Source organism: Cellulomonas uda, from assembly GCF_006538705.1.
Taxonomy (GTDB): Bacteria; Actinomycetota; Actinomycetes; order Actinomycetales; family Cellulomonadaceae; genus Cellulomonas; species Cellulomonas uda.
The window spans coordinates 1-11,510 of record NZ_BJLP01000074.1 but is presented as its reverse complement, the minus strand read 5'-3'; the positions used below and the strand labels follow the sequence as shown (position 1 = coordinate 11,510).

At 74.5% G+C, this 11,510-nt stretch carries 10 protein-coding genes, 1 tRNA gene and 1 pseudogene; 9 read left to right on the top strand and 3 right to left on the bottom strand.

Annotation, left to right across the window (positions count from 1 at the left end):
• Positions 1-199 precede the first annotated feature (199 nt).
• Positions 200-442: pseudogene (locus tag CUD01_RS17460) on the top strand (EsaB/YukD family protein); the annotation flags it as partial.
• On the opposite strand, the gene CUD01_RS17455 reads toward CUD01_RS17460, so the two are convergent.
• Positions 403-828 (bottom strand): hypothetical protein, encoded by a 426-nt coding sequence (locus CUD01_RS17455; RefSeq protein ID WP_443090751.1) that lies wholly within the window; start codon positions 826-828, stop codon positions 403-405. The pseudogene CUD01_RS17460 and the gene CUD01_RS17455 sit on opposite strands and share 40 nt — an antisense overlap.
• A gap of 41 nt (positions 829-869) precedes the next feature.
• Between CUD01_RS17455 and CUD01_RS17190 the strand changes: the two genes are divergently transcribed.
• From CUD01_RS17190 to CUD01_RS17185, 4 genes are all read left to right on the top strand, one after another.
• Positions 870-1,589, top strand: a complete 720-nt coding sequence (locus tag CUD01_RS17190; protein WP_443090752.1) for a hypothetical protein — start codon at positions 870-872, stop codon at positions 1,587-1,589.
• Positions 1,590-1,602: 13 nt separating this feature from the next.
• On the top strand, positions 1,603-2,904 hold the full coding sequence (gene eccB / locus CUD01_RS15605) for a type VII secretion protein EccB (protein WP_141322429.1): 1,302 nt from the start codon (positions 1,603-1,605) through the stop codon (positions 2,902-2,904).
• The gene (locus CUD01_RS15600; protein ID WP_166772190.1) at positions 2,901-4,160 is read left to right on the top strand and encodes a S8 family serine peptidase; all 1,260 of its coding nucleotides are present in this window, start codon (positions 2,901-2,903) and stop codon (positions 4,158-4,160) included. The genes eccB and CUD01_RS15600 overlap by 4 nt, the downstream gene beginning before the upstream one ends.
• A 327-nt stretch (positions 4,161-4,487) precedes the next feature.
• A complete protein-coding gene (locus CUD01_RS17185; protein ID WP_244937806.1) occupies positions 4,488-4,895 on the top strand; it encodes a PP2C family protein-serine/threonine phosphatase in 408 nt (135 codons plus the stop codon).
• On the opposite strand, the gene rarD is transcribed toward CUD01_RS17185, so the two are convergent.
• Positions 4,852-5,856 (bottom strand): EamA family transporter RarD, encoded by a 1,005-nt coding sequence (rarD, locus tag CUD01_RS15590; RefSeq protein WP_141322425.1) that lies wholly within the window; start codon positions 5,854-5,856, stop codon positions 4,852-4,854. The two genes, CUD01_RS17185 and rarD, sit on opposite strands and share 44 nt — an antisense overlap.
• A 299-nt stretch (positions 5,857-6,155) precedes the next feature.
• Between rarD and CUD01_RS15585 the strand changes: the two genes are divergently transcribed.
• The 3 genes from CUD01_RS15585 (at position 6,156) to htpX (ending at position 10,663) form a co-directional block, all read left to right on the top strand.
• Positions 6,156-7,964, top strand: a complete 1,809-nt coding sequence (locus CUD01_RS15585) for a carbohydrate-binding module family 20 domain-containing protein (protein WP_141322423.1) — start codon at positions 6,156-6,158, stop codon at positions 7,962-7,964.
• A 317-nt stretch (positions 7,965-8,281) separates the two neighbouring features.
• Positions 8,282-9,664 carry an FAD-dependent oxidoreductase gene (locus CUD01_RS15580; RefSeq protein WP_141322421.1) on the top strand — a complete coding sequence of 461 codons (1,383 nt, stop codon included), beginning with the start codon at positions 8,282-8,284 and terminating at the stop codon, positions 9,662-9,664.
• 114 nt (positions 9,665-9,778) lie between these two features.
• Positions 9,779-10,663: a zinc metalloprotease HtpX gene (htpX, locus tag CUD01_RS15575; protein ID WP_094180787.1), complete on the top strand. Its 885-nt coding sequence runs from the start codon at positions 9,779-9,781 to the stop codon at positions 10,661-10,663.
• 72 nt (positions 10,664-10,735) lie between these two features.
• Here the strand turns inward: htpX and CUD01_RS15570 are convergent, their stop codons facing one another.
• Positions 10,736-11,233, bottom strand: a complete 498-nt coding sequence (locus CUD01_RS15570) for a YajQ family cyclic di-GMP-binding protein (protein ID WP_141322419.1) — start codon at positions 11,231-11,233, stop codon at positions 10,736-10,738.
• Between the two features lie 192 nt (positions 11,234-11,425).
• Here CUD01_RS15570 and CUD01_RS15565 point away from each other — a divergent pair.
• Positions 11,426-11,510, top strand: a tRNA-Tyr gene (locus CUD01_RS15565).

Below are 11,510 nucleotides of genomic sequence, written 5' to 3'. Positions count from 1 at the left end.
GAGTCCGCGAGCTCCTCGCGAACCGGTGGCAACGTAACCGAACCGGGCACCGTCGCGCCGAGGACGGGTGACGCCCTGTGGACAACCGGCGCCCGGGCGTCACCCGACCGCACCGCGCGGCCCACGTCCGGACGCGCGTCCGGAGCCGAGGCAGGAGCCGCAGGTCACGAGCGCACCTCGGGGACGCTCGCGCGTGGCTATGCTGACCGGCGACCTGCCGACGACCACGAGGACGCCGATGACCGATCCGAGCACCCCGACGGCCCCCGTCGGCACCTTGCTGCGGATCTCGGTGACGGCGGGCGACCGCCGCATCGACCTCGGGGCACCGGGGAACGTGGCCGTCGTGGAGATCGTGCCGGGCCTCGCGCGCGCCCTCGGGGTCCTGGACGCCGCGTCGGTCTACGGCGGGTACCGCCTGGTGACGGCCGAGGGCGCGACGATCGACCCGGCGCGCAGCCTCATCGCGTCCGGCGTCGAGGACGGCGCCGTCCTGGCGCTCGAGTCCGGCGCCGAGCAGCCCGAGCCCCGGGTGTACGACGACGTCGTCGAGGCCGTCGCGGACGCGGTCGAGGCGCGGTTCCGCCCGTGGACGCCGCACGACAGCGCGCTGGGCGCGGCCTGGGGCGCGTCCGCGATCGTCGCCGCGACCTCGCTGCTGCTGCTCACCGCCGACCGGTCGTCGCAGCTCGCGCCCGTGGTCGCGGCGCTCGCCGCGCTGCTCGCGGTCGCCGCGGGCACCGTGGTCGCGCGCACGGGCCGCGACGCGTCCGCGGGGCGCGTCCTGGTGCTCGCGGCCGGTCTGCCGGCCGCGGTCGCGGGGCTCACCGCCGGGACCGGCTCGCCGACGTGGGGGGTGGCCGGCCGCGCTGGCCGGTGCTGGCCTCGTCGTCGCCGGTCTGCTCGCGGTCGCGGCTCTGCCCGCGGGCCGGGAGACCGCGATCGCGCCCATCGGGCTGGGCCTCGCGCTCGGCGTCGTGGGCGCCACGGTCGAGCTCACGGGTGCGGCCGCTGCGGACGTGCTCGCGGTGGTGGTCGCGGTCGTGCTCACCGCGAGCATCGGCGTGCCGTGGCTCGCGCTCGCGAGCACCCCGTTGCGCGTCGTCTCGCCGCGCAGCGACGCGGAGATCCTGCTCGACCCCGCGCCCGTCGACCCGGACGCCGTCCGCCGCCAGCTGGACGCCGGGTACCGCATCCAGCTCGCCCTGCGCGTCGCGGTCGGCGTGCTCGCGCTCGTCGCGACCCCGACGCTCGTGCCCTCCGGCCTGCTCGGCACCACGCTGCTCGTCGTGGGCTGGGTCGGCCTGCTGCTGTCGACGCGGCAGTCGTACGCGCGGGCCGACGTGCTCGTCGTCGTGTGCCTGGGGATCACGGGGCTCGCGCTGACGCTCGTCGTCGCGGCGCTCGTGCACCCCGGCTGGCGCACGGCGCTCGTCTGCGCGGCGGCAGCGGCTGTCGCGGCGCTCGTGGCGCTCGGGCTCGTGGCCCCGCGTCGGCGGGTCGCGCTCGCGCGCGTCGGCGACACGGTCGAGATGACCTGCCTGGCCGTCCTGCTGCCGCTCGGCGTCGCCGCCGCGGGCATGGTCTGACCCGGGAGCGGGCGTGGCAGCCAAGCGGGACCTCGTCGAGGCGCAGTCCTTCAGCCGTCGTCGGCTGCTGACCGCGTTCGTCAGCGGCGCGCCGGGCGGCCAGGAGCTCGAGCCGACCAAACCCATGCGCGGCGTCGTCGCGGGCGTCTCGCTCGCGGTCCTCGTCGTCATCGGCTCGCTGGCGTGGGGCGCGATCCGCAGCGACCCGGCGGGCTGGGAGGCCAACCGGCTCGTCGTCGTCAAGGGCGAGGGGACGCGGTACGTGTCGCTCGCGGGCGTGCTGCACCCCGTGGTCAACACGACGAGCGCGCGCCTCGCGGTGGAGTCGGGCCAGTTCAAGGTGGTCGAGCTCGCGCCCGACGTGATCGCGGACACGCAGCGCGGCGAGACGATCGGCATCGTCGGGGCGCCCGACACGCCCCCCGCGGCGTCGTCGCTGGTCGCGGACGGGTGGACCGCGTGCGTCGCGGGTGACGCGCTGTCCGCGTCGGTCGGCGTCGAGCTGCCCACCGAGGCGGGCGGCGCGCTCGTCGCGCGGTCGGCGGGGGAGACGTTCGTCGTGGCGGGAGGCCTGCGGCACCGCGTCCCGGCCGACGAGTCCGCGGTGCTGCGGGCGGTCGGGCTCGACACCGTGGCACCCGTGGACGTGCCCGCGTCGTGGCTCAACCTCGTGCCCGAGGGCTCCGACCTGCGCCTGCTGACCGTGGACGGCGCGGGCGACCCGCTACCCGCCGGCTCGCCGCTCGGGGACCTGACGGTCGGCACGCTCGTGCGGGTCGCGGGCACGGGCACCGCGGACCGCTGGTACGTCGTCGACGACGAGGGCCAGGTCGCGCCGCTGACGCCGTTCGCGGTGGGCCTCTACCAGTCCCGTACGGAGGCGGTGACGCTCACGCTCGCGGACGTGGGTGCGGCGCAGACGACCACGGCGCTGGCCCCCGCGGACTGGCCGGAGCAGCAGGTCGGCGCGATCGCGTCGGACGCCGCGCCGTGCGTCGTCCTGTCGCCCGGGGACGAGGGCGGGGTCGAGCTCGTCTCGACGACGCAGGAGCTGCGCCCCGGCGTGCACGTGGCCCCGGGTGGCGGCGCGCTGGTCCTGTCGCGGACGGGTGGCGGCAAGGGCGTGCACGCGCTGATCGACGAGACCGGCCGCCGGTTCGGGCTGTCGTCCGTGGACGCGGGTGACGACGACGTGCTCACGCGGCTGGGCTACTCCGCGCAGGACGTCACGGTCGTGCCGCCCGCCTGGGTCGACCTGTTCGAGACGGGCCCGGACCTCACGGTCGACGCGGCGCGCACGCCGGTGACGTCGTGACGCGAGCCCCTCACGCTCCGCGACGGGCGCGACGGGGCGTCGCGGCGGTGCTGCTCGGCTGCGCGGGCACCGGGCTGCTCTCGGGTGCGCTCGTCGTCGCAGCGCCCGCGGCCCACGCGGCGCCGGAGCAGGGCTGCGGCGGCGAGGCGCCGCGGTACCTCGACGAGGAGCCGCCGGCGCTCGCGCAGCTCGGGGCGCAGCGCGCGGGGCAGCTCGCGACGGGCGACGGCGTGACGGTCGCGGTCGTGGACTCGGGTGTCGACGACAGCAACCCCCACCTGGCGGGTGCGGTGCTCGCGGGGACCGACGTGGTCCGGCCCGGCACGGCCGACGCGGGCCGCAAGGACACGTGGGGGCACGGGACGACGGTCGCGGGCATCATCGCGGCGCGCCCGGTGGAGGGCTCGGGCGTGCGGGGTCTGGCGCCGGGCGCCCGCATCCTGCCGGTGCGGGTCTACTACGGCGAGGACTCGCAGGCCGAGCGGGACGGCACCGACCCGGACCCGGGCCGGATCGCCGAGGGCATCCGCTGGGCGGTCGACCACGGCGCGCAGGTGGTCAACGTGTCGATGTCGAGCGACGCCGACGACCCCGCGCTGCGCGCCGCGGTGGAGCACGCGACGAGCAACGGGTCGCTCGTCGTCGCGAGCGCGGGCAACCGCAACACGGCGGACGACGACGCGGACGGCCCCCGGTTCCCCGCGGCCTACCCCGACGTGCTCGCGGTCGCCGCGGTGGACCGTGACCTGAACGCGACGGACGCCTCGATCCACGGCGACCACGTCGACGTCGCCGCACCGGGCCAGGACGTGCTCGGGGTGTACCGGGGCGCGGGGGACTGCTGGTTCGCGGTCGACGCCCCGGCGCCGAGCTGGTCCACGGCGTACGTGTCGGCGGCTGCGGCGCTCGTCGCGCAGCGGTTCCCCGACGAGACCCCGGCGCAGTGGGCGTACCGGCTCGAGGTCACGGCGGCGCGGGCGGTCGCGCACGAGCGCACGCGCGAGACGGGGTGGGGCGTGGTGCGTCCCGACCAGGCGTTGCAGCACGTGGACGACGGCACCGCGGTCGGTCCGCCGAACCCGACGAGCACGGACGGGCCGCCGGTCGCCGCGGTGACGCCGGTCGCCGTGCCGGCGAGCGTCGACCCGCTCGAGCCGGTGCGTGCGACGGCCGTGTGGTGGGTGCTGGCGGCGACGACGGTCGTCACGCTCGTGGCGTTGGCGTGGCGGCTCGTCGGCCCGCGGAGGTCGCGATGAGCGCGCTGCCGTTCGCGGTGCGCTGGGGGGCGGCGACGTCGCAGGGCGGCCGGTCGCACAACGAGGACGCGCTGCTCGCGGACACCGACGTGTTCGTCGTCGCGGACGGCATGGGCGGGCACGACGCGGGTGAGGTCGCGAGCGCGACCGCGGTCGAGGTGCTCCGTGCGCTCGTCGGGCGGGCGCCGGGTCCCGACGAGGTGCGCGCGGCCCTGGTCGAGGCGCACGAGCGGGTGCGTGCGCTCGCGAGCGAGGGCACGCGGCGCCCGGGGACGAACGGCGACGGGCGTCGCGCTGACGGTCCACGAGGCGACGGTCTGCTGGGTCGTGCTGAACGTCGGCGACTCGCGCACGTACCGGATGGCCGGTGCGGTGCTCGAGCAGGTCACGCGCGACCACTCGGAGGTCGCCGAGCTCGTAGCGGACGGGGTGGTGCGGCCGGACGAGGCCGCGCACCACCCGTGGCGGCACGTCGTGACGCGGGCCCTGGGCGGCGGTGCGCCGACCGTGGAGCCGGACGTGGACGTGCTCGCGGTGAGCCCCGGGGACCGGATGCTGGTGTGCTCGGACGGCCTGACGGACGCCCTGCCGGACCAGCGCATCGAGGCGGACCTCAAGGCGGAGGCGGATCCTCAGGCGGCGGCGGACCGGCTGGTCGCGACCGCGGTGGCGGCGGGTGCGGCGGACAACGTCACGGTCGTGGTGGTCGACGCACCCGCGGTCCTGCCGCGCTGACGCGCGGTCCCGCCCGGCGGGCGAGCGCCGCGGCGCGTGACGTGCGCACGGCGTCGACGGTGAGCACGACGAGCGCGAGCCACACGAGGGCGAACCCCCACCACCGTGCGGGTGGCATGGGCTCGTGCAGGAGGACGACCCCGATGACCAGGTGCAGCAGGGGGGTGAGGTACTGCAGCAGCCCCACCACGGACAGCGGCAGCCGGGCGGCGGCGCTGTTGAACAGTACGAGGGGGACGGTCGTCGCGACGCCGGAGAGCGCGAGCAGCGCGGCGTGCCCGATGCCGTTCCCGACGAACGTGCCGGCGCCCTGGACGTGCAGCCAGACCAGCCACCCCGCCGCGAGGGGCGCGAGCACGAGCGTCTCGGCCGCGAACCCGGGCACCGCGGCGACGTGCCTGCCCACGCGGCTCTTGATGAGCCCGTAGAGCCCGAACGAGACGGCGAGCGTGAGGGCGATCCACGGGACGCGCCCGTAGGCGAGCGTGAGCACGGCGACGGCTGCGGCGCCGCAGCCGAGCGCCACCCACTGCACGGTCCGCAGGCGCTCGTGCAGGACGGTGACGGCGAGGGCGACGGTGACCAGCGGGTTGACGAAGTAGCCGAGGGAGGCGTCGACGACGCGGTCGGTCGCGACGGCGAGGACGAACACGAGCCAGTTCGTGGCGAGCAGGACCGCGGCGAGCGTGAGCAGGCCGAGCGTGCGCCGGTCGCGCAGCACGACGACGAACGCGCGCCACGTGCGGGTCGCGGTGAGCAGCGCGGCGCACACGAGCAGGGACCACAGCGCGCGGTGCGCGACGATCTCGTCGGGTCCTGCCGGTGCGAGCACGGTGAAGTACAGGGGCAGCAGGCCCCACAGCGCGTACGCGGCGACGCCGCTCGCGAGGCCGCGCCGGTCCGCGGGTCCGCCGGCCGGTGCCTGCGGGCGGACGGGGCCGGGGGAGGGGTCCGCGCGCATGGCGTGACCCTAGGACGACGCGCGTCGCCGGGCCGCGCGCGACACCCGGGCGTCCGGTTGACGGGGCCCCGCGCTGCCTCTACTGTCCGTTTGCAGCAAATTTCACCGCCCTTGCGACTTCGTTGCAGGGTGGTGCTGAGTGCGGGGCGCGCCCCGGACGCTCGTCGTCCGGTCACCTCCTCCTCGTCCGTCCGCGGACGTGGCGCCCCGAGCCGGCCACGGCCGGCGCACGGTCGCCGCGACGGCGCGGCGACCCGATCCGGCCGGCGACGACGCCGGCCCGAGCAGGAGGAGCTGCCGTGCGTACCACCACTCGAACCCGCCCCCTCGCGCGTCGCGCGCTCGCCGCCCTCGTCGGCGCCGCGCTCGCACTCGGGGGCACGCTCGTCGCCGCGTCGTCGCTGGGCGCGTCGCCCGCGAGCGCCGCGCCGCCCGGCACGCGCAACGTCGGCGTCAACCTGTTCCAGTGGACCTGGGACGCGATCGCCGACGAGTGCACCACCCACCTCGGTCCCGACGGCTACGCCTGGGTGCAGACCTCCCCGCCCAACGAGCACCCGGTGCTCGGCGGGCAGTGGTGGACCTCCTACCAGCCCGTGAGCTACCGGATCGAGTCCAAGCTCGGCACGCGCGCCGAGTACCGGGCCATGGTGGACACCTGCCGGGCCGCGGGCGTGCAGGTCGTCGCGGACGTCGTCGTCAACCACATGACGGGGCAGACGAGCGGCACCGGCTGGGCCGGGACCTCGTTCACCGAGGAGCGCTACCCCGGCCCCGCCGGCGGCTACGGGCCGCAGGACTTCCACGCGTGCCGGTCGAACATCTCGAGCTACACCGACCGGTACCAGGTGCAGAACTGCCGGCTCGTCGGGCTGCAGGACCTCGACACCGGCTCGTCGTACGTGCGCCAGGAGATCGCGGACTACCTGAACGACCTCATCTCGCTCGGCGTGCGCGGGTTCCGCGTCGACGCCGCCAAGCACATCGCCGCGGCCGACCTCGCCGCGATCAAGGCGTTGCTCTCCGACCAGAGCGTCTACATCGTGCAGGAGGTCATCGGCGCGGCCGGCGAGCCTGTCCAGCCGAGCGAGTACCTGGGCATCGGCGACTCGCACGAGTTCACCTACGCGCGGCACCTCAAGAGCGCGTTCGGCGGCGGCAGCCTCACGTCCCTGCAGGGCCTGACCAGCGCGTCGTGGCTCCTGCCGTCGGGGAAGGCCGGCGTGTTCGTCGACAACCACGACACCGAGCGCAACGGCGAGACGCTCAGCTACAAGAACGGCTCGTCGTACCGGCTCGCGAACGTGTTCATGCTCGCGTACCCGTACGGCTGGCCCACCGTGTACTCGGGCTATGCGTTCTCGAACAACGACGCCGGTGCGCCGCAGACCGGCTCGGGCGAGGTGCTGGACGCGGTGTGCGGGCAGGGCACGTTCACGTGCGCGCACCGGTGGAACGAGACCGCGCACATGGTGGGCTTCCGCAACGCGGTCGGCACCGCGGGCGTCGTCGGCTGGTGGGACAACGGCTACGACCAGATCGCGTTCGGCCGCGGCGACAAGGGCTACGTCGCCATCAACCGCTCGGGCGCCCCGCTGACCCGCACGTTCACGACGAGCCTGCCGGCGGGCACCTACTGCGACGTGATCTCCGGCGGCGCGGGTCAGACGTGCTCGGGGACGAGCGTGACCGTCGCGTCCTCGGGCGCCGCGACCTTCACGGTGCCCGCGAACGGAGCCGTGGCGCTGCACGTCGGGGCCCGTCCCGGCACCGGACCCACCGCCACCGCGAGCCCGTCGCCCACGGCGCCGACGAGCGCGGCCGTGTCGTTCGGCGTGAACGCGACGACGACCTGGGGGCAGAACATCTTCGTCGTCGGTGACGTCGCCGCCCTCGGCGGCTGGGACCCGGCGAAGGCGGTGCCCCTGTCGTCGGCGTCGTACCCCGTGTGGCGCGCGTCCGTGGCGCTCACGCCGGGCAGCACCGTGGCGTACAAGTACGTCCGCAAGGAGGCGAACGGCGCGGTGACCTGGGAGAGCGGGGCGAACCGCACCGTGACGGTGCCGTCCGGCGGGACGCTCACGCTGACCGAGAGCTGGCGCTGGTGACCCGGCGCTGAGTGACGGCCGCGCGCTCCGGACCGGGGTGCGTGGACCGCGGGCGGGGTGGTGGGGGCGCGTGGAGGTGCCCGCACCACCCCGTCGCCGCGTGCGGACGGGCGCGGCCCGCATCGTGGGCGATTGTCCGCATGCTGGCGCGGGTGTCCAGCACGTGGGTGAGGTCGGCCTAAGATGTCGCGCAGCAACCGCCCTGCCTGCCGTGACCGCGCCGAGAGGGGCCGTCCCGGGCGCACCTCGGAAGGCCGCCCAGGGGCTGGAGCACGAGGGGCAGCGGGGCGTCTGGTCCCCGATCGGAAGGTCCGCCCGTGAGCACCCCGACCCTGCGCGTCGCCGTCGTCGGCGCCGGTCCCGCCGGCATCTACGCCTCGGACATCCTGTCCAAGACCGACCTCGACGTCAGCATCGACCTGTTCGAGCGCCTGCCCGCGCCGTTCGGCCTGGTGCGCTACGGCGTGGCCCCCGACCACCCGCGGATCAAGCAGATCATCGTCGCGCTGCACAAGGTGCTCGAGCGCGGTGACATCCGCCTGCTCGCGAACGTCGACTACGGCACGGACCTCAAGCTCGACGACCTGCGCCAGTTCTACGACGCCGTCATCTTCTCGACCGGCTCGATCCGCGACGCGGCGCTGCCGATCCCGGGCATCGACCTCGAGGGCTCGTTCGGCGCCGCCGACTTCGTGTCCTGGTACGACGGGCACCCGGACGTGCCGCGCACGTGGCCGCTCGAGCACCGGACCGTCGCGGTCATCGGCGCGGGCAACGTCGCGCTCGACGTCGCGCGCATCCTCGCCAAGCACGCGGACGACCTCCTGCCCACCGAGGTCCCGGGCAACGTCTACGACATCCTCAAGACGAACCCGATCAGCGACGTGCACGTGTTCGCACGCCGCGGGCCCGCGCAGGTGAAGTTCTCCCCGCTCGAGCTGCGCGAGCTCGGCCACGTCCCGGACGTCGACGTCATCGTCTACCCCGAGGACTTCGAGTTCGACGAGGGGTCGATGGCCGCGATCCACTCCTCGAACCAGACCAAGCAGGTCGTCAAGACCCTCACGGACTGGACGCTCAAGGAGCCCGAGGAGCTCACGGCGTCGCGCCGCATCCACCTGCACTTCCTGCACAAGCCGGTCGAGGTGCTCGGCGAGGACGGCAAGGTCGTCGCGCTGCGGACCGAGCGCACGGCGCTCAACGGCGACGGCAACGTCACCGGCACGGGCGTGCTGCACGACTGGCCGGTCGAGGCGGTCTACCGCGCGGTCGGGTACTTCGGCTCGCCGCTCGTCGACATCCCGTTCGACGACGTCGCGGGCGTCATCCCGAACCGCGAGGGCCGGGTCGTGGACGTCGACGGTCAGCCCCTCGCGGGCGTGTACGCGACCGGCTGGATCAAGCGCGGTCCCGTCGGCCTGATCGGCCACACCAAGTCCGACGCGTCGGAGACGATCCGCCACCTCAGCGAGGACGTCGAGGCCGGTGGCGAGGCGTTCTACACCGCCGCGGAGCGGGACCCCGCCGCGGTCACCGAGTTCCTCGCCGCGCGCGGCGTCGACGTCATCGAGTGGTCCGGGTGGCAGCTGCTCGACGCGTACGAGCGTTCGCTCGGCGAGCCTCACGGGCGTGAGCGCGTCAAGGTCGTCCCGCGCGAGGAGATGGTCGACATCTCGCTCGGTCGCACGGCGAAGGGCTGACCCCGCCGCACCACCGAGCGGGCCGTGCCTCTCGTCGTGCGCGGGCGCGGCACCGGGGAACGCGACAGGATCCTGATGCGTTCTTCCAGGTGCGACGACCAGCGGAGGGAAAGCATGGGGACTCGGCACCACTTCAACGGCCTCAAGACGGCGGCCCTGTTCGGCGTCATGTGGGCGGTGCTGCTGGGGTTGGGCTGGATCCTGGGACGCGGCACGCCGAAGTTCGTGCTGCTGTTCGCGGCGATCGGCGTCGTGATGACGGCGGTGAGCTACTGGAACTCCGACAAGATCGCGATCCGCACCATGCAGGCGGTCCCCGTGACCGAGGTCGAGCAGCCCGCCATGTACCGCATCGTGCGCGAGCTCTCGACGCGCGCGGGCCAGCCCATGCCGCGCCTGTACGTCTCGCCGACCATGGCGCCCAACGCGTTCGCGACCGGCCGCAACCCGCGCAACGCGGCCGTGTGCTGCACGTCCGGGATCCTGCAGATCCTCGACGAGCGTGAGCTGCGCGGCGTGCTCGGGCACGAGCTCCAGCACGTCTACAACCGCGACATCCTCACGTCGTCGGTCGCGGCCGCCGTCGCGGGGGTCATCACGTCGGTCGCGCAGTTCGCCATGTTCTTCGGCGGCGGGGACCGGCGCGAGGGCGCCAACCCGATCGCCGGGCTGCTCATGGTGTTCCTCGCGCCGCTCGCCGCGATGATGATCCAGATGGCGATCAGCCGCACGCGGGAGTATGACGCCGACGAGGACGGCGCGTCGCTCACCGGTGACCCGCTCGCGCTCGCGTCCGCGCTGCGCAAGCTCGAGGCCGGCACCGCGGCCCGCCCGCTCCCGCAGGACCAACGGCTCGAGAACGTCTCCCACCTCATGATCGCCAACCCGTTCAAGGGCGCCGGCGTCGCGCGGCTGTTCGCCACGCACCCGCCCATGGCGGAGCGCATCGCCAGGCTCGAGGCGCAGGCCGGTGCGCAGGGCGGGCTCACACGCTACTGAGCCCGGCCCTCGGACGCACGAGCGCCGCACACCGTCGCCCCTGAGGGCGCGGCTGTGCGGCGCTCGTCCGCGTCAGCGGTAGTTGGTGAACTGCAGGGCCGCGTCGACGTCGGAGCCCTTGAGCAGCGCGATCACGGCCTGCAGGTCGTCGCGGCTCTTGGCCGAGACGCGCAGCTCGTCACCCTGGATCTGCGTCTTGACGCCCTTGGGGCCCTCGTCGCGCACGATCTTCGCGAGCTTCTTGGCGACCTCCGACGACAGGCCCTCCTTGATGCCGGCGGCCAGGCGGTACTCCTTGCCCGACGGCTTGGGCTCCTTGTCGCCCAAATCGAGCGCCTTGAGCGAGATCCCGCGCTTGATGAGCTTCGACTCGAACACGTCGAGGATCGCCAGCACGCGGTCGGGGGAGTTCGCGATCATGAGGACCGACTCGCCGGACCACGCGATCGACGCCCCGACGCCCTTGAAGTCGTACCGCTGGGCGATCTCCTTCGCCGCCTGGTTGAGCGCGTTGTCGACCTCCTGCCGGTCGACCTTGCTGACGACGTCGAACGACGACTCGCTCGCCATGGATAGCCCTCCCGTGCTGTCGCGACCGCCGCTTGCCGGCCGTCGCTCGTCCTCCTGCGGGCCGCCGTTTTCTCGGTGGGGCCCGGGTGTTGCTATCCTTCCACGGCACGCCGCGCGAGCGACGACTGCGACCACGGCCGTCCCCTCGGGGCGGGCCGCGGGAACGGTCCGACGATCGTCGGCACGCACCCTGGCGGGTTACCCGAGTGGCCAAAGGGGGCTGACTGTAAATCAGCTGGCAACGCCTACGGGGGTTCGAATCCCTCACCCGCCACCA